Source organism: Shewanella sp. 492 (genome assembly GCF_059338445.1).
Window position 1 is genome coordinate 3,748,436 of the sequence record NZ_CM181702.1, and the last position, 21,071, is coordinate 3,769,506.

The window sequence follows — 21,071 nt, forward strand, 5'->3', positions numbered from 1 at the left end:
ATAAAGCCATGCTCGCCGCTTGCTCTAAGGGGATAAATACAGGGCGCAATAAGAAACCGACAGCCGTGTCAGTCACTGCCTCCCTGCATGGACAATGACTGACACAACTATCTCACCACTTGCACACAAGTGATGGCATCATTAAACATCAGTTCCAATCCTGTTATCGTGACCCAGTGCTAAATTGTTAGCGTAGCCACGGCGATAGATCACACATTTTTAGGTCAATTAGTCATTTTGACCATAACGCGCCCTGACAGCCACTGGCATGGCATTGAGACGTTGCTCAACTAATGCCGCCAATGCATCGCTAAGGGGCGACACATCAACATGAGGCGTTACCGCTTTAATGGCCAACGCCGCCGCTTCTAGGGTCGATAAGCTGTCGTCACGCTTCGCTTTTCGAATAGTGTAATGGGAGGGCGAATCCAGCTCCAGATGCAGCGCTGGGTACTGTTGCAACCAAGGGTTGAGCTGCAATAACTTATAGGCTTTACGCCAGGTGCCATCGAGCAGTAACAGCACAGCATCAGGTGCGATATTCTGCTGAGTCATACTTTGGCTATGCTCAGAGGGATAGAGTAAATATATCGGCTTATCCACACTGTCGAGATAGGCCTTAAGCGCGGCAAAATCACTTGGTGTTTCCCCCACCTCGACACGCAGCGGCTGAAGCACGGCTTTCATTAACTTAACGCTATTTTTAGCATGCTTAACTTCGCTGGGATCTTGCAGCACAATCAGCTCGAGCTCAGTCGACATGGGCCTAATATGGGCGCACAGGCAGGCATTTAGCGGGTATTGGCATTGCTCACACAGGGCTCGACTCACAACAGGCTCTATTTCAGTCATCACACAAACGCTAAGTTTACCAAACCCACGCTCAAAACGCGCCTTTAGCAGGTTCTATAATAAAAAAAGCCTGCGCTTTAGGTCACTCAGCGCAGGCAAAAGGGTTAGGTTATCATTATTCGTTATCTGCCCTTGGCTACTTTTGGCGCCACGGACATAGACACATTAGTGGGCGTGCTGCTCTTGATGGCAATTATCGAACCGACTCATCGCCATCATGCCTAGCAGTAAGATCGACAACCCGCCGGTCACCACAATCACCGCATATGGCGCGCTTAAGTCTGTTTGCTGCACCAGTCCAGCGATGACCGAGGCGCCACTCATCTGAATAAAACCTAACATCGCAGCGGCTGTCCCTGCACGTTCACCAAACGCCGAGAGTGCCATGCTGGTAGCTGGGCCCAGTAATAGGGCAAAACCAATACACAACATCATCATGGGTAACATAAAACCAAACGCCGCAGGCAAGCCGGTTTGTGGGCCAACAAACTGCATCGCCAACTCCAATACCGCAGCAGCTAATAACGCCAATAGCGCCAGGATAACGGTGGGGCGATTACCCAAACGGCTGATCACCGCTGGGGCAGCAAAACAGGCAATGATGTTGACCACGGCATTGAGGGCAAACAGACCACTAAAGGTCAACTCTGATACGCCTAAACGCTCGATAAGCCACACCGGGGCATAGGAGACATAACATAAAATTGAGGCCATCCCCGCCATACAAGCCACCGCATAAAACAGAAAATGGGGTTCGCGTAAAATCGGCTTATAACGAGCCCAACGATACAGTGGTCCTGTGGTGACCGTGTTAGCAGGACGAGTTTCTGGCAGGCGATAGCTCACCAGCACCATCATCAATAAGCCATACAAGGTCATAAATAGAAATGTCGAACGCCAACCAAACTGTAAGGCCAGCAAGCCGCCTAAGGTCGGGGCCAACGCTGGGATCACGCAGATAACACCATTAATATAGCTGTAATAACGCGCTCCTTCTTTGGGAGTGAAGCAATCGCGGATCGCACTAAAGACCACAATAGAGGTTGAACAGGCGGCTAACCCTTGTAGCACTCGAGCCAGTTGCAACCAATGAAACTCCATCGCCACCACAGCCATTAAGCTGCTGGCGATATAAAGCAAAATACCGCCCAGCGCCACAGGGCGACGACCGTAGCGGTCGGCTAACGGGCCAATGAGGATCTGCCCCACGCCCATGGCAAATAAAAACAGCACTAAGGTCGATTGCACCTGACTAGCCGACACGGCGAATTCTGCCGCCATGGTTGGCATAGAAGGCAGGTAGATATCGATGGCCAGTGGGCTAAGCACCACCATCATCATTAAAATAGGTAACAAATTACGACGCATGAGCTTTCTTTAATCTCTGTAAGTTAATCGGAAATATGCAAGCCGAGCATTTTAAGCGAGTGATGTTATGAATAGAAATGGTATAATTTCAAAAGCTAATTTCCTTTAAGGAATATCTTATGAATCTCGACAATTTGGCCCGTATCGATCTTAACTTATTGGTGATGCTGCAAGTCTTGCTCGAAGAGCGCAGTGTTACCCGCGCCGCTAATCGGTTACATGTGAGTCAGTCGGCCTTGAGTAAGAGCTTAAATCGCTTACGAGATGCCTTAGGCGATCCACTGTTTATTCGTACCGCTCACGGTTTAAAACCCACCGCCCATGCGATGCACCTAGGTCAGCAACTGCCCACTATGTTGCAAGGCCTTTATCAACTGACTCAGCCACCCAATTTTGAGCCCGCTAGCAGTAATCGACAATTTTCCTTCGCCATGGTCGAAAGCGCCTACGAAACCCTGATCCCCTATTTTATCGGCCCGCTGCTCAATAATGCGCCCAACTTACGGCTCGACTCCTACCTCTGGCTGGAAAAATCGCTGCCGGCATTGCAACAAGGGCAGATAGATTTTGGCATTACTGGCCGCGACCTTAATCCGCAATCGGATCTGATTATCGACCGCCTCCCCGAAGGTATCGCCTATCAAACCCTGTTTAAAGATCATCAGGTTTGCCTTGTACGCCAAGGACATCCGATTCTCGCACTGGTCAACAGTAACGCCTGGAGCTTGGCCGTCTATCTAGAGATGTCGCATGTGCAGGTGCGCTGTGAGGGCAATGAGTGGTGGGCTCTCGACTACTTTTTAGCTAAAAAAGGCCATCGTCGCCACCTAAGTACCACAGTGCCGGACTTTTATGGTGCCGCCAGCGTTTGTGCCCATAGCGACCTTATTTTTACCCTACCATCGAGCTTTGCCAGTCACGCCCAGAAACTCTATCCCTTGGTGGAATTACCCCTACCTGTGGCATTTTCTCCTTTAGCCTATGTCTTACTTTGGCATGAGCGTAATAATGAGGAGCCGGGACACAAATGGATACGAGAAACCATCTGTAAGAGTGTGGCGCAGGCGTTTAATCAAGCCAATGAGGATAATTCAGCAACGGTTAAGCCTGATTAGTTTATCATCAGTTTTTTAGCGAGCAAGCCAACATACCGATGTGTGGCTGACACTAAGATTAAGCTAATTTAACGTGATCTCTGCCGCCTAAGTAGGCAGAATCAAGCCACAGCAAATTCAGGAGAAACTATGATTTATCATCAATTTCAGCAAACACCTTTGCAACATAGGTTCACTGGAATCAAAGGGTGGTTGGCATTTGCTATCGGTTTAGTGGTGATGACATTGGTCTTGCTAGCGCTGCCCTTTATCATCTTAATCGCGGCGGTGAGCTTGGTGTTGCTCAGCGTATTTGGTCGCTTGTTTTTAAAGCGCCAACTGGCTAAGTTTCGCCAGTATTCGCCAGCACAAGATGAGATGCCTCATCAGGCTCAGCGCCGCCATACCCAAGCGGAATACTTTGAGCAACAGGCGCCATTTACCACGCCGCGCCAAGGCCGCACCTTCGACCACAACCCCAACGAGTAAGCTTGTATTAGCTGAGGCCATTGGCCTCAGCTAGATTATATAGGGCAAGCAAACCCGCTTAAATCGGTTCAGCTAACAACTCTTTCGCCCGCTCTAGCGCCGAGACCTCGGCCTGATTATCCGTTACCGCCAACACATTGTCGATTTGCGCCACCAATGAGCGCCATAACGGCGCGATCACCGCTAGTTCCTGTTCATTAGCACGGGCGCGCGCCATATTAAGCAGTGCCGCCGATCCCACGACATCAATACGCCCTAAAACACCATCGGCTAAGGCGATACTCAGTTCAATCATGGCCGGGACACTGTGGCCATATTTAACCACTTGGCGCAGATAACGCTCGGCCACACTGTAATCGTCACCCAGAGCATTATCGTTGTTGAGCATCTGCTGTGCTCGATTCAACATGGCGTCGAGCTGACCTTGCTCGGCCGCTTCGGCCATCCAATGCTGACTGGCTAATGCGTCGGGCTCACACCCCTCGCCTCGGGCCAACATCAAGGCTAAATGATACTGCGCATGGGGGAAACCTGCGTTAGCAGCAGTCGAAATGTAATGATAGGCTTGGCTATAATCGCCTTGCTGATAATAGAGTACCCCAAGATTGGCCATCGCTTCCGACTGCTCCAGCGCCGCAGCCGCCTGCAGGTAGTGCAAGGCATCGCTATGGCTAACCTCAATATGCTCGCCCCCCACCAAGTAAAAATAACCTAACAAAGCCATGGCATTGGCGACACCCGCTTTGGCAGCGCCGATGATCGCGGTTTCGCCAGCGCTGGCATCTGGCTCGCCGTTATAACCGTGCAGCAAGCTAACCCCATGTTCATACAAGGCCTCGGGGTGGTGAGGCGCCGCTTGGGCAAACCAATAGGCGGCTTGCTTAAAGCTGTCGGTACTGCGTTGATGCTGGACCTTGGGCTCATCATCTTGCTCGGCTAGTGCTTGCTCTTGCTCACGCTGCATCAGCGCGCGAGTTTTTAACGACATGCCCACCAAATACTGGGCCTGATGGTCATTTTCCATGATCGCCCGATAACATAAGTCGCGACCAGCAATCGAATCAAATGGTTCAAATTGATACTCAGGGGCTGGCCGTTGGTGCACTATAGGAAACAGCTCAACCACCAGCTTGAGTAAACGCTCAATTGAGCGCTGCGCCAACTCTTGCAGCGCCTCGGCGGTTAGGTGATATTTTTCTGGATGAGCACCTCGATTACCATCACCACGCAGCCGATGCAGGCTTCGAGTGATGCGCACATTGATCACCCGCTGCCGATTCAAGGTCTCAATATGATCATAGAGGTTAGGGCTATCAAAAATAATCTGCTGCGACTGCGCTAACTGGTCGGTCAATTTGTGAGTAAAGCTGCGGATATGCAGCAAGGCTTGGGTAGGTACATCACGTACGTAGCTCTTGGCGATACGATAATCTTCGCCAAGCACTTGAGAAAATTCGCTCACGAGTTCGATATCGGTCAGCACGGCATACACTCCGTAAAACTTACAAAAAAGGGCCTATCAGGCCCTTATATAAACACTCGCTACACGTGCTCATCGACGCTAGGACGCGACACCATGTATAAGCGAAACAGCGCAACGTTAACAAATAACCCAATAAATGCCACGCTCACCTCGACCACCAACATCAGCGGAAAGCCTACTGCTGAGGCGAGTTGCGACAAGGTGCCACCCAGCAGAGACAAGGGAATATACAGCATTAATACCAGTAACGTTTTAAAGGCGATAGCAGAGCTAAACTTGAAACTGCCTTTAATCGCCTCAAGCGGCGTTAATCGCTCAACCACCACCATGAAGTTAACATAGGCGAGGCGCGCAAATACATAGATGCTCAAGGTCAAGCCGATTAGCCATAAGGGACCAAAGGCGGCAAACAACATCACCGGGGCTAAAATCAGTAATCCTGACATCACACCCGCCAGCAATAATCCCGGCACAAAGTTTAAACTGGTTTTTAAAATCAGGGCATTAGATGGCTCATGGCCATTGGATCTCACTTCCATAAACAGGGTTAACGATGCAATCAACACCGAAAATACCAATAGCAACACCATCATAGCGACCATATGAGACGCACCAAACTGTGGGTTCTCTAAATCGGCACTGTTGATCTCCATTCCCAGCCATAATTGAATACTCACCTGAATAAACAAAATAGGCACGGTTAAAATAGCTAACTGACTAATATGATTGCGAAAGAAGTTATATGCTTCGGTCAAAATCGCTGATAATGACATAGGTCGTTCCAATAGATAATGATAAACCAACTAATTAGGTCGCACAGGATACCGAAATTTCCTATCTAATGCACAACTGATGTCTAAAAATAGCGACGAAATCTTGGCCGACTTAGGCTAATATTAGCGCCACATTAAATTGATTTACCAAAGGATGGTAAGTGATGAAGCTCTTCAAGGTTATACCGTTACTGCTCAGTACCCTCGCTTTCAACGCCCCGGTTCACGCTGGCTGGCTCGATAATTTAAGCAACAAAACCGAACCCCAAGTAACGGCGCCACAGACCCAAAATAACGATCTGGTTGGCACTGTCATGTCGCAGCTCGGGCTCAACCAAAACCAAGCAGAAGGCGGCCTTGGCAGCCTGCTCTCCTTAGCGAAATCCACTTTAGGTAACGACAGTTTTGCGCCGATTGCCGCGGCGATCCCGGGCGCAGATATGTTACTTGGCGCCGCACCTCAAACCGATAGCGGCTCGGGCATGTCAGGCTTATTATCACAGGCTGGCGATCTGGGGGCCTCGCTGCAAGGTGGCGCGCAGGTTTATGATGCCTTTGAAAAGTTAGGTATTTCTAAACAGCTGGCCATGCCGATGGTAGATATTATTAAAGGTTATTTAGACACCAATGCCGGCGCTGGTACCAGCGACCTGCTGCTACAAGGACTGGGTGCAATCCTGTAGCCAGTGACTCCACGCCCACATCCAGCTTTGCTGTTATAGTGAACTCTTGCCTCTTATCGGGCTCTAACCGATATCGAGGCAGTAAAAGAGAATCATGATGATAGCAAAGCTAAAACAGTTGCTCGCTTCTGAGCGCCAAGCGGTATCGCCGCAAGAAAAAGCCAAACATCTTAACCTTGCAGCAGTGAGTTTACTGCTAGAGGTGGTCTATGCCGATGCCACTCTGAGCGACGAAGAGCTACACTTGCTGCCTAGCCTGCTGACCACCACACTGTCGTTAGCGCCGGGCGAGGTTGATGAGCTGATAGCAACGGCGAAGGCGAATCATCAAGATGCCACCTCACTGTATGAGTTCACCGCCGAGATCAACCAGCAGTTCGACTTAGCGGAAAAACAGCAGCTGATCTTAGCCATGTGGAAATTGGCCTATGCCGATGGCCACCTGTGCCGTTATGAAGATCAGATAGTACGCCGCACCGCAGATCTGCTGCACCTCAAACACAGCGAGCTCATCCAGATGCGCAATGCGGCGATAAACCAGCTGCCGCAATAAGCATTGGTAACATGTGCTTGAGATAACCTTGCGGTGACTCGATAACCCCCATTGATTTAATCGCCCTTAGCTTGAATAACCTATGGCTTATTTAAGCTAAGGGCTAACTTACGTGCCAGATGGCTTTTTTGCCACCACAATAGAGGCGCCACCAGTAATACTAAGCCTGTGGCGTACCACATGTTATTGCCCAGTGCCTGCATCATCAGCAAACAAAACAGTATCCCCATCATTGCCAGTGGCAGGTAACGCTTACTCAGCAGTTTAACCGCTGCCATCATAGAAACCAGATAGATAATCACAAATACGCCGTTGGTCCAGGCAATCAGGTGTTCCAGCTCTTGCCCCGAAAGGTAGGTAAGGACAATCACTAGCGCCATGGTCAGCAATACCGCTATCAGTGCGCGCACTGGCACTCTATGGGTATTTAACTGCATAAAATAACGTGGTAATACCCCTTCACAGCTAAAGCTCCAGATCAACCTAGACACACTGGCGGTATACACATTAACGGTCGACAACCCACCGGCAATACCTAGTATGCCAATCACTTGTGCGCCATAGCCTCCCAGTAATTGATCAAATGCTGCTACCATCGCAAGGCCATCAGTGGGCGGCGCAAACAGTAACAATGCCGTACACGCCACATAGACTAAGCCAACCAAGACGGTACCGATAATCATCGCCGCCATCATGTCTTTCTTAGGATCTTTAAAATCATTGGCTAGGTGGGTCATGGCTTCGATACCCAAAAAACTCCAAAACGCGATACCGGCGGCCGCCATCACTAGGCTCATATCGCCACCCGCTTGATGGGCTGCCAATTCAAATTCGCCAAGGTGACTGCCACCGGCGCCAAACATCACCACCACCACGGTCACAATGGCCAGCGTTAGTGCAAACTGCAACTTAGCCGAGACTTGGATCCCCCTAAGGTTCAAGACCAAAAGCAACAAGAGTAACCCCAACTCAGTAAACACTTGCTGCCAGCCAGACAGGGCCACCAATTCATTAACGAACTGAAATGTCATTAACACCGCCGCTGGTGCCCCTAAAGGGATCACCAACAAAAAGATCAAGCCTATGGTGCGCCCAGCGGTGCGGCCAAACGCCTTTTCAATAAAGTAAGCTGGCCCCGCCGCATGAGGAAAGACGCCGGCTAATCGGCCAAAGACCAGCGACACCGGAATAATGGCTAAGGTCAGTAATATCCACGCCAATATAGCGCCCGTGCCCGCGGTATCAATCGTCATCTGCGGTAAAATAAATACCCCGGTACCCAGCAAAGTGGTGGCCATTAAACCTGCCCCCTGCCAACGCCCTATGCTGCCTTGAATATGAGTCATCTTGTTATCTGTAAAGGTGGTTAATGGCCATTAGTATAGACTTGTGTGACGCAACAAACTGTCATAGCATTGCGTCGATGTTCCTATGGCGACCGCCATTTTGACGTCATTTTGCCTTTTGACCGACAAATCGTCGCCGCCGCATAAGAGACACTCGATGGATAAATTTGATAAAGCAATCATCAGCGCATTACGCCAAGATGCACGCCAGAGCGTGTCACATATTGCCGACAAAGTCAGCCTGTCGCGCAGCGCCGTATCTGAACGGATTAAAAAACTGGAACAAAGCGGCATTATTCGCGGTTATCAGGTTCTGCTCAGTGAGTCACAAAAAGAGGGGGTGTCGGCTTATTTTGAGATCCAGCATCAATGCCGTCAGAGTGCCGATGTGGTGCATGTGTTTCAGTCGATACCCGAAGTGGTCACATGCCGCGGGATCACCGGCGACATGGATCTGCTGGTGTATGTGCAGGCCAGTTCGATGAAACGCTTACATGAAATTCGTGAACATATCGATGCCCAAAACAACATCATTAAAATTAAAACCCACGTGGTGATGAGTGAGTGGATAGACAACCGCGCGCAATAAATAGTTGGGGCAACCCCACTAGTCAATCACCGAGTGGCGAGCGACTAATGGGACCGATAAGCCTTATCAGTGATGGCAGCGCATGCAGCTGTCAGTGACTGGCGTAGAGGCATGTACCTTATGACAATCGCTGCACATCATCAAATAGGAATGTGACTGATGATAAGGGCCATCAAGGGTATCGACACTGCCGTGACACTCAATACAGGCACGGTTTTCAACCTCATTGTTAATCGATGGCTCGCCATTTTCATGGCACGTTTCACAATCGCCATTAAGCATATGAGTATCGACCACCGATTGCGCCTGTACCATTAAGGCGAGACACAGCAGTAGCGCTCCTAATCCCAATTTGTACATCGCAGCTCTCCAACGGCTAGGCCACTGTCATTTGACCGGTGTAAAGAATGAAGTTGCGCAGCAATAATACGCCCATCAAACTACACATGGCCGTAACCGCTACATAAGAAAACTTACGCTTAGCCGAGGCTTTCATAAAGAGGTTAAAGGCCAGCGGCAGACTCAAGCCTACAAACACAATTCCTCCCCAGAATACCCAGCCCCAGAAGCCTTCGCCTATCGCCCTAAAGGCGGCTAACTTGCTGGCTCCGCCACTCAATATCAATCCGACAAAGAAGGTAAAAATCAACACCATTTCCACCAAAATAATCGGGATCTCTATATTGTGGATAAAGTGCACCTCTTTGCCATCTGGACTCCCCTTCATCAGCACGCCACCGAGCAGTGTACCTGCCGCACCAGAGGAGAGACCAGAGAACAGAAACAGCAAGGGCAATACCGGATTATTGAGCATGGGATAGGTCGTTAACGCCGACAGTAAGAAGCCGGTATACGCCCCCAGTGCCACCGCCGAAATTGCCAAGATACCGGTAATGCTGGCTTCGGCACTCACCAGCCACTTTAATAGGCGTTGCACACGTGGCCAGCGCTGCTCACAAAACGCGAGCAAGGGTTTTTTAAACACACATGCCAGCCAGGCAAATAGCATGGCTTGATAAAACATCAACACCGCCACCCCAACCGACATCACTGAGGTGGGGTTGTAAAACACCAATATCTTCCAAAAATCAAACGGCTTGGTGAGATCGATCACCAAGATACCCAATCCGGCAAACACACTCAGTGGCGCGATAATACACGCTGCCTGCACGAAAGGAGACCGATAGGCATCATCACCTAAGCGGAACTGTTTTAGCAAAATGGCAAAAAACACCGCGCCGGCAGACACCCCAGCTAAAAACAGGTAAATCGCAATCGGCCAATGCCACACTAGGCCGTCAAAATGGAATGGACTCATAACCTTACCTCGCCGTCTTGTGAGCCAATACGAAACAACTTAGGACGCGTCCCAAGTTCGGTCTTAGTGCGATAGTTAGGCGTATGCTTTAACACCTGCACCACTTGTGAATCGGGGTCTTGCAGATCGCCAAAAGTCAGCGCTTGGGTCGGACAGGCACTAACACAGGCTGGCAATTTGCCCTCTTTTAAGCGCGTCTCCTTACAAAAATCACACTTATCGGCCGCCTTAGTGACAGGGTTGATAAAACGCACTTGATAGGGGCAAGCCGCGATACAGTACTGGCAGCCAACGCATTTCCACGCATCGACACTGACAATGCCCGTCGCCTCATCTTTATACGCGGCGCCTGTGGGGCAGACCTTAACGCAAGGGGTGTCTTCACAGTGTTGGCAAGAGTGACGGGTAAATTTAAAATATTGCTCTGGGTACTCGCCATAGGGGCCTTTACGTTCAATGCGCAGCCGTGTTACCCCTTCGGGAACATCATTAACCTCGCGGCACGCCACACGGCAAGCATCGCAGCCAATGCATTTAGTTTCGTCATGGATTAAGGCATATTTTTTAGTCGCCTGTTGCGCCTCACCTAATGGGCCCTGCGCCAGGGTGTAACCAGAAGCACCCACCACTAAGGCGCAAGCGGATTTCAAAAACAAACGTCTAGAGTTTTTCATCATCACTCTCCTTAGGGGTAACACCATGACACTTGCCACATAAGGCGCTGCGCTCTTCAGTCGCTAGGGTCATCATAGGATCGGAGTCGCTGTGAAGCTGATGGCAGTTGGCACAGCTAACCTTGTTTGAATGCACGGCATGGGTCCAATCGGCTTGATAGAGGACATCGTGATCATGGCATTGCGAGCAACTGTCCACTTGTGTAGTCACTTTACTGCTCGATTCGGCATTGAAACCGATAATCAATGACGGTTGACGAGGATGTTTCCCCTTTTCGCCATGGCAACTCTGGCAGGTTAGTGCCAACGCATCATTACCATGCACACCTGCCATTAAACCGTTACGCTTATGGCACTTAACACATTTATCTTGATTGATTTGCAGACGGTTCACTTCGGCTTTCACTGGCGCAATATTCAGCAATAAGAGAGCTGATATCGACACCGCGCAAAACGCTGTTTTGCTGAATATGGACATAATGAGTCCTCACGAGATGAGAGTGATAATTGAATTAACAACTGAAAAATACGTGCTGAAGCGTTGCCTCAGCACGCTACACGCTATGCAGCCATCGACAACGAGCGGGTTAATAAGGCTTCATCGCAGGGCACATTAGTGTCTAGGTGAAGTACTTTGATGCCCACTTCGGCTAGCGAGTGATCAATAAACGCGTTTCTCTCGGGAGAGTTATGCTCAGGATCGGTAATAACTAACTTAACCGCTGACGATTCTGGGTCCACTAATACATAATCTAAATGGCAGGCTCTTAAATATTCATGTGCCTGCTCATCCTTATTATTATCAATGTCCAAAATACTGTCTAAACAGGTACCATAAAGCACACTGTATTTATTTTTAAATGCACCGCTTAGTTTAGATAGAAAAACTTGAGCCTTAGCACTTACCTTACTTCCTTTAAACTTAAAAGCTTTACCCTCAGATTTGCCCTCAGATTTAAAAAATTTAATACAGGTCATTGCAAATGTAACTAATACAAATGGCACGACCACGAATAAAACAAAATAAACAAAGGCATAACTAAAAACAACTGAAGCATTCATAATTATCTCCAACATTCTAACAGTTATTATTTTTAACGCATGGCCATTATTTATAAACAAGAAAATCTAAACCTTGACCTGGATCACACAAGAAAAACTAACAATACTTATTTCAAGCAATTACAAGCGGTGTCATAATACCATTTTTAAAAATATAGAAAACAGAAATATAAAGCATATATAAGCCAAATATAAGATTTAGATAACTGGATAATAATATACACCAGTGGTGTAACATCAAAAAACATAAAAACCTTAAGCCACGGCCACTGTATAAATAAAAATAAATCAAAACGGCAAGAATTTAAATATGAGAATAACTCAATTTTATAATATGCATAACCCATTAAGTGACACAGGTGTCATTTAGCAAAAATAGTTAATAGATTTAGACAAATAACAAATAAAGTTCCTTATGATGTGGAAAGGAACACTTATGTTTAAGGGGTATATTAAATGAGAGATATAATATTCAGCGACCTGGATCTACTATGTCTAAATATTTTCGTACACCTATACGAAAATCAATCGGCCACCTTTGTATCTCAAAAGCTCAACATACCTGCACCTAAAATAAGCCGCAGTTTAAAACATGCTCGCGAAATATTTGGCAACGAATTATTTATTAGAAAAAGATATGGATTAATCCCAAACGATTACGCCAGCAAAATATATCCTGTCGCCAAAGAAATTGTCGAATGTTCTAAAGCGCTACAGTCATTTAAAAATGAAAGTGTAGAATGTAATAATACACACTTTAATATAGCCATTCCGACACCGCTATATCTAAACTTATCTAAAGGGATCTTAGATAATATTAGAGATGCGGGTAAACAAATTTCGGTTTCATCTAAGTCTTGGAGTACAAAAACACTGGATGAAATTAGCAAAGGCAAAGTGGATATTGGTTTATGTTATAGCAGAAATAATGCTCAACTCAATGAGTTCAGCAATATTAACAGCATCGCACTGTCGCCATTAAATCGACTGCTGCTTATCGCTAACGAGCATCATGATATTTACCATCAAGAGATCACCTTGGAAACCATTGCAAAATACCCTTTTGCTAACCCCAATATCGGTGGTATCAAAAATGCGATTTCGCCATTTCAAGAGTACTGTAATATTAGCGGACTGGCGCTACACAGTGACGTTGAAGCCAAGAATATCAACTTCCTGTTCGATTACCTTAGAAATAGCCAAGCGCTCACCCTGCTGCCATTCAACGAGAAGTCAGAGATCACTGAAAATATTAATGGCTTGCATTCATGTGAGCTGTCTCAGTTTGAAACCAACCGCGTTTATAGCCGCATCGCACCGCCCATGCTGACGCTGGTTTATAATAGTGACGATAATGGTCAACCACTACAATGGATGATCAACAGCATTATCGATACCTATCACCAAAGCAGTAGTCAACCGCATCCCTCTGCAGCGCAGCTTAACTTTGGCCAGCCTCTTGTTGCTGTTGATGGCAGTGCTGATGGAGTTTAGCCACTTTATCTTGCAGATTAGCCAACAGATGAGAGGTGAATAACTTATCGTTACCATGATGAAATTGTAGGTAATAGTGGTAAGGCACAAACCGATTTGAATCACGGCATTCACGATTAAAAAATGTAGACACATTCATCATAGCCAGCTCCGGACGCTGGCGAACAAACTGCGGCGCGAGCGCCGATGCAATCCAACAAATATCATCGCAATGGGCGACATGATCCAGTGCCACATTGAGGCTCGATGTTTTCAAGCTAACCGCCAGATTGACGCCTAACTTTTGCGCCAGATCTTCGAGCCAATGACGCTTGCCGCCAATCAATGAATAATTGATAAACACAAAACGATGAGTAAATAATGTAGGCAGCGACAAGGTTTGACTAAAGATGGGGTGATCTTTTTTAGCGATAATATAACGGTATTTCACCTCACCCAAATCGACACTTTCAATCGATTGATGCAGGTCCGCATTAATCCCCACGCCATAATCAATTTTACCTTGGGCAATAAGGCTAGGCGCATTATCGCTCCACTGCTGCATATTGATGGTGACATTACGCTCTAACAACTGACACACCTCTTGCACCGCCTCGGTAAACAAACCAGCTTGATGCTCTTGCGCTGCGATGGTCAATTCACTCTGCTGGGGCTGCCTATGATGTATGGCAATACTCATCTCATCATAAGCGGCCACTATCGCCTTGGCTAAAGGATAGAGTTTTTCGGCCATGGCGTTAGGCTGCAAACCATATTGCTGGCGTACAAATAGCTCATCTTTCATCCATTCGCGCAGACAGCTCAAGGCACGGCTCACCTTAGGCTGAGTGGTATTCAATTGCTCGGCCACCACAGAACCATTTTGATATTCGAATAAGCCGATGAGGACCCTAAGTGTAAAATAGTCGAGTTTACAAAGTTCCTTTTTAATCATTACCTTAATCCTAGCCCATATCCATATCGGCTAAGATTATCACAGTTAAATTTAGGTTATTGCTCGGCTAAATCAAACATTTGTCGATTACGCATAGTGAAACGCAATTATGCGCACTAGGGCATAAAACCACCAAACAATTGATGATTAAAACGCCAATAACTTTCATCAAACTCACAATCAAAACAATTCAATTACAAAGTTAACGACTTGTATTAATGCGCTATCAATGACGCGATTAACATCACTCGCAAGACGCCTTTTGCGCTAAAGTGTGATATCGCGAGCTAAGCCTTACTCCTAATCCTTAAATCGCGTTACACTAACCTTAATCGAAATCTTAAAAACTTCATCGTGATCAATGGATAAAACAGCCGAGCTCAACTTATTGTGGGGATCGATACTCCTCGAAGAATTAGCACGCCTTGGGGTGCAGCATGTCTGCATGGCGCCGGGTTCTCGCTCTACGCCACTCACCTTAGCGGCGGCAAAGCAGACTAAACTGAAGCAGCATCTGCATTTCGACGAGCGTGGATTAGGTTTTATGGCGCTAGGGTTAGCCAAGGCCAGTCGTGCTCCCGTGGCCATTATTACCACTTCCGGCACGGCTGTGGCTAACCTTTATCCTGCCATCGTTGAAGCTTGGCTCACCCATGTGCCACTGATCGTATTATCGGGCGATAGACCGCCAGAATTACTCGATTGCGGCGCGAATCAAGCCATTATCCAACCCGCTATTTTTGGTCATTACGCTGAGCAAATTAACCTGCCGACGCCAGATCTACAGATCCGCCCAGAGGCGCTGCTGACCACTATCGATAGCGCCATTGCCAACCAGACTCAGCCAGTGCATATCAATTGCATGTATCGCGAGCCGCTGTACCCTGGCACCATGAGCGCCGATTTTACTCACTACCTGAGTACGCTGGGTAATTGGCAGCATACTTCGCAGCCCTTTAGCCAATATGCTAAGGCGCAGCTGCACAGCACGCCCAGTAGCGATGCCTTAGCGCGCTTTGTCCATGGTAAAGGCGTCATTGTGGTGGGCACCTTAGCGCCCCATGAGCAGCCCGAATTAATTATCGAGCTGGCGCACAAGTTGGGCTGGCCGATCCTCACCGATGCCCAATCTCAATTGAGACAACATGGCGCTGCCATAGGCAATATCGACCAACTGCTGCTGCAACCTAAGGCTAAATCACTGTTACAACAGGCTGAAAAAGTACTGGTGTTTGGTGGGCGCCTACTGTCAAAACGCTTAATTAACTACTTAGCCGAACAGAAATGGAAGAACTATTGGCAAGTACTACCCCACCAGCAGCGGTTAGACTCTAGCCATACTGCAAAACAGATTTGGCTTTGCCCGGTAACAGCCTTTAGCCAATTAGCTTGGCCACGCTCGTCACAGGCCAACTGGGCGGTGCAATTAATCGAGTTAAATCAACGCTTGGCTAGCCTATTTGAGCAGCAGATCGATCAAGGGGAATTTGGCGAAGCTCAGGTGGTACGCGCCATTGCGATGCACACCGATAAGCAACTGTTTATTGGTAATAGCTTACCGGTGCGCCTGTACGATATGTTTGCCCCCACCACGGCCACCATGGCAAGTATTTACACTAACCGCGGCGCGTCGGGTATCGACGGTTTATTAGCGACCGCCTGCGGCATTGCGGCCCATAAAAAACAACCGACCACCTTAATTATTGGCGACTTATCGCAACTGCACGACCTTAATTCACTCGCCATTGCCGCCAAACATAACGGCCCACTGGTTATCGTGATCCTCAATAATGATGGCGGCAATATCTTTAATTTATTGCCTGTACCCGACGAAAAGCTGCGCAGCGAATATTACCGCCTTGCCCATGGCTTAGAGTTTGGTTACGCCGCGGCCATGTTTGGCTTAGCCTATAACCAAGTTGACGACATCAACGCCTTTAATGAGGTCTATCAAGAGGCGATTAACCATCAGGGCACTTCGGTGATTGAGGTCAACGTGGCTCAAGATCAAGCCAGCTCGCAGATAGCGCAGCTCGCCTCATGGATCAAGCAAAGCTAATGCTCGCCTCGCGCTGTTATGGCCAGCCCACTAATCCCTGTTTGGTATTGCTACATGGGCTGCTGGGCGATAAACAGGACTGGCAAGACTTGATGCCGCGTCTGAGCCAGCATGTTTACTGTGTCTGTCTCGATCTGCCTAGCCATGGCGATAGCCCGAGTCTAGCGCTGCCGTCGCCGGGCTTTATGCAGGTCGCCAGCTTGATCCGCCGTACACTCACAGCGCTTAATATCGAGACCTTTCACTTGCTAGGTTACTCCCTCGGTGGGCGCATCGCCCTGCATCTGGCACAGCTCATGCCGCAGCAGATCTTAAGTGTCAACTTAGAGTCGTGCCACCCCGGGCTGACCAGTCAGGCGCTACGCGAGCAGCGCTTGCACAGTGATAAACAGTGGCATGAGCGCATGCTACAGATGTCGCTCAACGAGTTTCTTAACTTGTGGTATCGCCAAACCGTCTTTAGCGATCTGAGTGATAGCGCGCGCGCGCAGCTCATTCAACGTCGCAGCCACAATAAGTTGGCGGCGCTGCAACAGATTTACCTGCCGACCTCACTCGGCTTACAGCAAGATCTGTCCTGCTTACCCCATCAACTTGGCGTGCCTTGGCATTATTATGTCGGTGGCCAAGATGATAAATTTGCTGCGTTAGCCACAGCATGGCAACAACGCGCGCCCCTCACTCTGCATCGCTTTGAGCATGGCGGCCACAATATTCACCTAAGTTGCTGTGATGCCTTTTGCACCACCTTAATTGAGCAACTCACCATGACAGACACCTAGGCAGCCCAGTGAGATGGCACCGCACTTGAAATCGCGCCCGTAGCACAATAAGCTGAGCACGCATTTGTTTGCCAATTAAAGCGCCTTTGCCCCCCAAAAGGATCGTACATGACACTGTTAACCCTTAACCTGTATCGCTACCATATTCCACTCGAAACCCTATTACCTGTGGGTAATCAACGTATCGATAGCCGCGAAGGCCTAGTGTTACAGGCCAGCACAGCGCTGGGCTGCGAGGTAGTTGAAATTGCGCCGTTGTCGGGTGTCGATGTCGACGGTCAACCCTTAACGGGCTTTAGCCAAGAGCGACTCGAGCAGGTGATTGACGCGCTCGTCGCCGCCATGCCATCGCTACCGGGCCAACCGCTTGATGCCCTGCTTGACCTTGCCGAGCACACGACCATGGCCTCACTCGCCTATGGTTTAAGCCTGTTACACACCAAGTTGTCGGGGCTACTCCCTAGCCTGTTGGCGCACCGAGCTTTACCTCGCACAGTGCCGCTTATCTACCGTCATCAAGATGAGCCCATAGCCGAGGTTGGCCAGCGAGTCGCTCTACTCGACCGTCAGGTGCATGCGGTTAAGGTGAAGGTGGGGCAAACCTCAATGATGGAGGAGATCCAATTAATTCATCAAATTTTGGCGATCCGCCCCGATCTCAAACTGCGCCTCGATGCCAATCGCAGCTTTAAACTGCAAGATGCCATCGACTTTTTAGCTTGCTTGCCCTTAGATGCCATTGAATATATTGAAGAACCATGCCGCGATCCGAACCACAATCCGCTGTTATTCAATACATTAGGGATCCCTTATGCCCTCGATGAGAGCCTTAACGATCCGCGTTATCAATTTACCATGCAGGCGGGCCTTAGTGCCTTAGTGATTAAGCCTATGTTACTGGGCACCTTAAGCCGCTTACAGACGATCATCGACACCGCCCAGCAGCACGGCGTGCGGGTGATCATCAGTTCCAGTTTAGAGGCGAGCTTAGGCATCAATGCACTGCGCTGCATTAGCCAAGCATGCACTCCAGATGAAGTGCCCGGACTAGACACCCTGCGTGCCTTTAGCTGCGATTTACTCGAGCCCAGTGATAAGGCGCGCTGCCTCAATCTCGACGATTTAACCTTGCTTTACAGCGTATAGGAGCTCAGATGCCCCAAGTACACTCGCCACTGCATCTTGCCGCCAAACACTATCCACAGCAGGTGGCACTCTATTATTGGGCGCAAAACCAGTATCACAGCATCAGTTATCAGGCGCTCAGTCAGGCGGTTTGCGCCTGCGCGCGGCAACTCACCCAGCAAGGAGTAAGGCTTGGCGATCGCCTCGGCTGTATCGATAATAACTCGCTAGAACTGGTTATCTTATATTGGGCTTGCGTCGACGCTGGCGTGATATTTTGTCCCTTATCACCTCGTTTCCCTGCACAGCAAATCGCCAGTTTGAGCATGCAATATGGCCTGCGCCATAGTTGGGCTCAAGCTGCTTATCAGCATCTACTGCCAAGCGCGGGATTAGTCGTGGACTTTAGCGCCCGCGCAGCCACGGCTCCTCAGCCTATCGACCACCAGCGACCCTGCAACGTTATTCTCACCTCAGGCAGCAGTGGCCAGCCTAAGGCGGCGGTGCATTGTTTGGCCAATCATATTGCCAGCGCACAGGGCGCTCGCGAGGTGATCCCAATTGCTCAAGGTGATAACTGGTTACTGTCTTTGCCACTATTTCATATCGGCGGACTCGCCATCGTCAATCGCTGCGTCTTGGCTGGCGCCGCCATCACGCTGCCGACAGCCGAGCTCACCTTAACGGAACAATTGCAGCAACAGCCCCTGACTCACCTGTCACTGGTCGCCACCCAACTGGTGCGGCTGCTACAGCAAGATAAACAGGCGCTACGCCACGTCAAAGCCCTGCTACTGGGGGGCGGCGCTATCGCGCCATCGTTACTACAACAACTGGCGCCGCTAGCCATTAACGCCTACACCAGCTACGGCATGACCGAGATGGCATCGCAAATTACCACCGGGCTCGCCACCAGCAAAGGCAGTAGCGGCAAGTTATTAAATGGGCGCGAGCTAACTATTGTTGACCACAAGATCTTGGTTAAGGGAGACACCCTGTTTTTAGGCTATCTAACCCATGATGGCGGTAACAGTTTATGGCGCCCGCTCGATGAGCAAGGCTGGTTCGATACCCAAGATTTGGGCTATTGGGATAAGGATGGCGATCTGGTGATCAGCGGCCGCGCCGACAACATGTTTGTCTGTGGCGGCGAAAATGTGCAACCCGAAGAGATTGAGGCCGCCCTTAAGCGCCACCCTGCAATCACCGATGCAATTGTATTTCCAATACCAGACAGTGAATTTGGCTTCCTGCCAGCGGCCATTATCAACGGCAGCATTAGCGATGTCGCCCCGCTGGATGATTTTGTGCGCCAGTATATTGCCAGCTTTAAACGCCCGCGCCGTTATTACCCTTGGCCTGATATCACCAGCACCAGTTTAAAGGTGCCACGTAAGCAGCTGATTGAGGCGGCGCTGGCTCAGCAGACTCAGTTTTAACGGCTTCACTTCAGCCTGGCTTTAACGGCCCGACGTTAACAGCCTGGCTTGTCTCCTTTAGCCGGTCACCTTTGCCACACTGAAGTCACACTCTGCTTAAGCGCTGGCCGCCAAGGCTTGTTGCCCCACAGCGCTAGGCGCATAATACGCACTATGTGACAGGGCTAAGCCCAGTAGCGAATGACTGACTCACGCTAAAACGCTATGTCACTTAACTATGTCACTTAACTATGTCACTTAGCTATGACACTAAACCGACACTAAACTGGCTACACTATGACACTAATACGCTCTATCGGTCAGCAGTGGACTAAGTCCACCTTGGCCCATCGCCTCAGTTTAAGTTTGCTGCAATCAGTTAACGTGCAGCAACTGTTTGGTGGCGCCACCTCATTAAAGACGGTCGCCCATACCATATCCGCATTGGTTTTTACCCAAGGCCAACCAGTGTGGTTGCCGCCGATGGAAGATGCCGCAGAGCATGCCTTGTCGCCTGAGTTAACCCTGCACTGCTTGTTCGAAGCCAGCCGTCTGCTGTTTGTCAAAGAGTTAGAGCAGGGCCAACTGAGCCAAGCCGAACACCTGATCCTTACCATCGCCAACCAGTGGAGTGTCGAGCTGCAAAAAAGTCCTGCCAAACAGGCCAACACGCTTAGCGAGCCACGCGATGAGCCCGTTGAGCATCACCTGTTAGGCGCAAGTGAGCTCAGCGATAATGGCAAGCAGCTATGCCACTTATTGCAAACTATTCATACTCAGTTAGAGCTGGCGCGCAGCCAACAGCGTCAGGTGAGCCGCAATATGGGCCGCAACCCCAGCTAAATAAAAAGCCCGCTCTCTTATCGAGAGCGGGCTTGTTCGTCTGACCTTGTATTGCACTCGGCGACGAGCGCGTTAACTCACTCGTGAGCCAACGCGGGCATTATCAATACCTTTATCGCCACAGATGCATAA

General features: G+C 49.2%; 22 protein-coding genes. 11 read left to right on the plus strand and 11 right to left on the minus strand.

Translation table 11 applies throughout. The features are described 5' to 3' along the window. Positions 1-228: 228 nt before the first annotated feature. Positions 229-831 (minus strand): tRNA-uridine aminocarboxypropyltransferase, encoded by a 603-nt coding sequence (locus AC5YBX_RS16480; protein WP_494520643.1) that lies wholly within the window; start codon positions 829-831, stop codon positions 229-231. 186 nt (positions 832-1,017) lie between these two features. Further along, positions 1,018-2,220 (minus strand): multidrug effflux MFS transporter, encoded by a 1,203-nt coding sequence (locus AC5YBX_RS16485; protein ID WP_475515606.1) that lies wholly within the window; start codon positions 2,218-2,220, stop codon positions 1,018-1,020. 119 nt (positions 2,221-2,339) lie between these two features. Here AC5YBX_RS16485 and AC5YBX_RS16490 point away from each other — a divergent pair, with 119 nt between their 5' ends. After that, a complete protein-coding gene (locus AC5YBX_RS16490) occupies positions 2,340-3,335 on the plus strand; it encodes a LysR substrate-binding domain-containing protein (RefSeq protein ID WP_475515605.1) in 996 nt (331 codons plus the stop codon). Positions 3,336-3,464: 129 nt separating this feature from the next. Beyond that, a complete protein-coding gene (locus AC5YBX_RS16495; protein ID WP_494520641.1) occupies positions 3,465-3,803 on the plus strand; it encodes a hypothetical protein in 339 nt (112 codons plus the stop codon). A gap of 58 nt (positions 3,804-3,861) precedes the next feature. Here AC5YBX_RS16495 and AC5YBX_RS16500 read toward each other — a convergent pair whose 3' ends face one another. Both AC5YBX_RS16500 and AC5YBX_RS16505 read right to left on the minus strand, forming a co-directional pair. After that, on the minus strand, positions 3,862-5,286 hold the full coding sequence (locus AC5YBX_RS16500; protein ID WP_494524083.1) for a DUF4145 domain-containing protein: 1,425 nt from the start codon (positions 5,284-5,286) through the stop codon (positions 3,862-3,864). A 59-nt stretch (positions 5,287-5,345) separates the two neighbouring features. Then, on the minus strand, positions 5,346-6,059 hold the full coding sequence (locus AC5YBX_RS16505) for a hypothetical protein (RefSeq protein ID WP_475515602.1): 714 nt from the start codon (positions 6,057-6,059) through the stop codon (positions 5,346-5,348). A 164-nt stretch (positions 6,060-6,223) separates the two neighbouring features. On the opposite strand from AC5YBX_RS16505, the gene AC5YBX_RS16510 reads away from it, so the two are divergent. Together AC5YBX_RS16510 and AC5YBX_RS16515 are read left to right on the plus strand one after the other, a co-directional pair. Next, positions 6,224-6,742 carry a DUF2780 domain-containing protein gene (locus tag AC5YBX_RS16510; RefSeq protein ID WP_494524841.1) on the plus strand — a complete coding sequence of 173 codons (519 nt, stop codon included), beginning with the start codon at positions 6,224-6,226 and terminating at the stop codon, positions 6,740-6,742. A 97-nt stretch (positions 6,743-6,839) separates the two neighbouring features. Continuing rightward, the gene (locus tag AC5YBX_RS16515; protein ID WP_494524842.1) at positions 6,840-7,295 is read left to right on the plus strand and encodes a tellurite resistance TerB family protein; all 456 of its coding nucleotides are present in this window, start codon (positions 6,840-6,842) and stop codon (positions 7,293-7,295) included. Positions 7,296-7,375: 80 nt separating this feature from the next. Here AC5YBX_RS16515 and yjeH read toward each other — a convergent pair whose 3' ends face one another. Beyond that, positions 7,376-8,641 (minus strand): L-methionine/branched-chain amino acid transporter, encoded by a 1,266-nt coding sequence (gene yjeH / locus AC5YBX_RS16520; RefSeq protein ID WP_494520639.1) that lies wholly within the window; start codon positions 8,639-8,641, stop codon positions 7,376-7,378. A gap of 157 nt (positions 8,642-8,798) precedes the next feature. Between yjeH and AC5YBX_RS16525 the strand changes: the two genes are divergently transcribed. Next, complete coding sequence (locus AC5YBX_RS16525) at positions 8,799-9,230, plus strand: Lrp/AsnC family transcriptional regulator (RefSeq protein ID WP_475515600.1); 432 nt, start codon at positions 8,799-8,801, stop codon at positions 9,228-9,230. Between the two features lie 66 nt (positions 9,231-9,296). Here the strand turns inward: AC5YBX_RS16525 and AC5YBX_RS16530 are convergent, their stop codons facing one another. The 5 genes from AC5YBX_RS16530 to AC5YBX_RS16550 all read right to left on the minus strand — a co-directional run bounded on the left by AC5YBX_RS16530 (position 9,297) and on the right by AC5YBX_RS16550 (position 12,284). Next, positions 9,297-9,590, minus strand: a complete 294-nt coding sequence (locus AC5YBX_RS16530; protein ID WP_475515599.1) for a cytochrome c3 family protein — start codon at positions 9,588-9,590, stop codon at positions 9,297-9,299. 16 nt (positions 9,591-9,606) lie between these two features. Then, on the minus strand, positions 9,607-10,548 hold the full coding sequence (gene nrfD / locus AC5YBX_RS16535; protein WP_494520638.1) for a cytochrome c nitrite reductase subunit NrfD: 942 nt from the start codon (positions 10,546-10,548) through the stop codon (positions 9,607-9,609). Next, complete coding sequence (locus AC5YBX_RS16540; protein ID WP_494524084.1) at positions 10,545-11,222, minus strand: 4Fe-4S dicluster domain-containing protein; 678 nt, start codon at positions 11,220-11,222, stop codon at positions 10,545-10,547. The genes nrfD and AC5YBX_RS16540 overlap by 4 nt, the downstream gene beginning before the upstream one ends. Further along, entirely contained in the window at positions 11,209-11,700 is a 492-nt protein-coding gene (locus AC5YBX_RS16545; protein ID WP_494524085.1) for a cytochrome c3 family protein, read from the minus strand. Before AC5YBX_RS16545 ends, AC5YBX_RS16540 begins: the two co-directional genes overlap by 14 nt. Positions 11,701-11,783: 83 nt before the next feature. After that, on the minus strand, positions 11,784-12,284 hold the full coding sequence (locus AC5YBX_RS16550; RefSeq protein ID WP_494520635.1) for a DUF2726 domain-containing protein: 501 nt from the start codon (positions 12,282-12,284) through the stop codon (positions 11,784-11,786). Positions 12,285-12,740: 456 nt separating this feature from the next. Between AC5YBX_RS16550 and AC5YBX_RS16555 the strand changes: the two genes are divergently transcribed. Continuing rightward, positions 12,741-13,778: a LysR family transcriptional regulator gene (locus AC5YBX_RS16555; RefSeq protein ID WP_494520634.1), complete on the plus strand. Its 1,038-nt coding sequence runs from the start codon at positions 12,741-12,743 to the stop codon at positions 13,776-13,778. Here AC5YBX_RS16555 and AC5YBX_RS16560 read toward each other — a convergent pair. Continuing rightward, entirely contained in the window at positions 13,726-14,712 is a 987-nt protein-coding gene (locus tag AC5YBX_RS16560; protein ID WP_494520633.1) for a LysR family transcriptional regulator, read from the minus strand. The two genes, AC5YBX_RS16555 and AC5YBX_RS16560, sit on opposite strands and share 53 nt — an antisense overlap. Positions 14,713-15,073: 361 nt before the next feature. Here AC5YBX_RS16560 and menD point away from each other — a divergent pair, with 361 nt between their 5' ends. The 5 genes from menD (at position 15,074) to AC5YBX_RS16585 (ending at position 20,939) form a co-directional block, all read left to right on the plus strand. Then, positions 15,074-16,771, plus strand: coding sequence for a 2-succinyl-5-enolpyruvyl-6-hydroxy-3-cyclohexene-1-carboxylic-acid synthase (menD, locus tag AC5YBX_RS16565; protein ID WP_494524086.1), 1,698 nt, complete (start codon positions 15,074-15,076; stop codon positions 16,769-16,771). Then, complete coding sequence (gene menH, locus AC5YBX_RS16570) at positions 16,753-17,553, plus strand: 2-succinyl-6-hydroxy-2,4-cyclohexadiene-1-carboxylate synthase (RefSeq protein ID WP_494524087.1); 801 nt, start codon at positions 16,753-16,755, stop codon at positions 17,551-17,553. The genes menD and menH overlap by 19 nt, the downstream gene beginning before the upstream one ends. A gap of 108 nt (positions 17,554-17,661) precedes the next feature. Then, positions 17,662-18,699, plus strand: coding sequence for an o-succinylbenzoate synthase (gene menC / locus AC5YBX_RS16575; RefSeq protein WP_494524088.1), 1,038 nt, complete (start codon positions 17,662-17,664; stop codon positions 18,697-18,699). An 8-nt stretch (positions 18,700-18,707) separates the two neighbouring features. Then, positions 18,708-20,117, plus strand: coding sequence for an o-succinylbenzoate--CoA ligase (gene menE / locus AC5YBX_RS16580; protein ID WP_494520629.1), 1,410 nt, complete (start codon positions 18,708-18,710; stop codon positions 20,115-20,117). A gap of 276 nt (positions 20,118-20,393) precedes the next feature. After that, the gene (locus tag AC5YBX_RS16585; protein ID WP_494524089.1) at positions 20,394-20,939 is read left to right on the plus strand and encodes a hypothetical protein; all 546 of its coding nucleotides are present in this window, start codon (positions 20,394-20,396) and stop codon (positions 20,937-20,939) included. Positions 20,940-21,071 lie beyond the last annotated feature (132 nt).

Coding starts and splice junctions, on each gene's coding strand:
- AC5YBX_RS16485 (WP_475515606.1), bottom strand. CDS start 2,220: ATGCGTCGTAATTTGTTACCTATTTTAATGATGATGGTGGTGCTTAGC.
- AC5YBX_RS16490 (WP_475515605.1), top strand. CDS start 2,340: ATGAATCTCGACAATTTGGCCCGTATCGATCTTAACTTATTGGTGATG.
- AC5YBX_RS16495 (WP_494520641.1), top strand. CDS start 3,465: ATGATTTATCATCAATTTCAGCAAACACCTTTGCAACATAGGTTCACT.
- AC5YBX_RS16505 (WP_475515602.1), bottom strand. CDS start 6,059: ATGTCATTATCAGCGATTTTGACCGAAGCATATAACTTCTTTCGCAAT.
- AC5YBX_RS16510 (WP_494524841.1), top strand. CDS start 6,224: ATGAAGCTCTTCAAGGTTATACCGTTACTGCTCAGTACCCTCGCTTTC.
- AC5YBX_RS16515 (WP_494524842.1), top strand. CDS start 6,840: ATGATAGCAAAGCTAAAACAGTTGCTCGCTTCTGAGCGCCAAGCGGTA.
- yjeH (WP_494520639.1), bottom strand. CDS start 8,641: ATGACTCATATTCAAGGCAGCATAGGGCGTTGGCAGGGGGCAGGTTTA.
- AC5YBX_RS16525 (WP_475515600.1), top strand. CDS start 8,799: ATGGATAAATTTGATAAAGCAATCATCAGCGCATTACGCCAAGATGCA.
- AC5YBX_RS16530 (WP_475515599.1), bottom strand. CDS start 9,590: ATGTACAAATTGGGATTAGGAGCGCTACTGCTGTGTCTCGCCTTAATG.
- nrfD (WP_494520638.1), bottom strand. CDS start 10,548: ATGAGTCCATTCCATTTTGACGGCCTAGTGTGGCATTGGCCGATTGCG.
- AC5YBX_RS16540 (WP_494524084.1), bottom strand. CDS start 11,222: ATGAAAAACTCTAGACGTTTGTTTTTGAAATCCGCTTGCGCCTTAGTG.
- AC5YBX_RS16545 (WP_494524085.1), bottom strand. CDS start 11,700: ATGTCCATATTCAGCAAAACAGCGTTTTGCGCGGTGTCGATATCAGCT.
- AC5YBX_RS16550 (WP_494520635.1), bottom strand. CDS start 12,284: ATGAATGCTTCAGTTGTTTTTAGTTATGCCTTTGTTTATTTTGTTTTA.
- AC5YBX_RS16555 (WP_494520634.1), top strand. CDS start 12,741: ATGAGAGATATAATATTCAGCGACCTGGATCTACTATGTCTAAATATT.
- AC5YBX_RS16560 (WP_494520633.1), bottom strand. CDS start 14,712: ATGATTAAAAAGGAACTTTGTAAACTCGACTATTTTACACTTAGGGTC.
- menD (WP_494524086.1), top strand. CDS start 15,074: ATGGATAAAACAGCCGAGCTCAACTTATTGTGGGGATCGATACTCCTC.
- menH (WP_494524087.1), top strand. CDS start 16,753: ATGGATCAAGCAAAGCTAATGCTCGCCTCGCGCTGTTATGGCCAGCCC.
- menC (WP_494524088.1), top strand. CDS start 17,662: ATGACACTGTTAACCCTTAACCTGTATCGCTACCATATTCCACTCGAA.
- menE (WP_494520629.1), top strand. CDS start 18,708: ATGCCCCAAGTACACTCGCCACTGCATCTTGCCGCCAAACACTATCCA.
- AC5YBX_RS16585 (WP_494524089.1), top strand. CDS start 20,394: ATGACACTAATACGCTCTATCGGTCAGCAGTGGACTAAGTCCACCTTG.